Raw genomic sequence first — 225 nt, 5'->3', positions numbered from 1 at the left:
CCGACGATCTGACACAACCGCTTCACGCCGTAGCGCTGCTGGTAGTCGGCGACGAACTGGAAGCGGTTCACCAGCGCGTCTCCCCGGCGAAATACCGGGCCGCCTTACGTAGAATGTCGCGTTCCTCCTCCAACTCCCGGACCCGTCGACGCAACGCGGCGTTCTCGTCCTCGATCGAACCGGCCACCGGCGGCCCCGCTGGCCCGGCCGTCGCGCCTCGCCGTT

The 225-nt window shown here is 68.4% G+C and carries 1 pseudogene; it reads right to left on the bottom strand.

Features of this window, described 5'->3' with window-relative positions:
• A pseudogene (locus H0524_RS24680) lies at positions 1-225 on the bottom strand (IS3 family transposase); the annotation flags it as partial.

The organism is Salinispora sp. H7-4 (genome assembly GCF_013416675.1).
In the GTDB taxonomy this organism is placed as follows: domain Bacteria; phylum Actinomycetota; class Actinomycetes; order Mycobacteriales; family Micromonosporaceae; genus Micromonospora; species Micromonospora vitiensis.
Note: the sequence above shows the minus strand (reverse complement) of the source record. Positions and strands in the feature narration are given on the sequence as shown.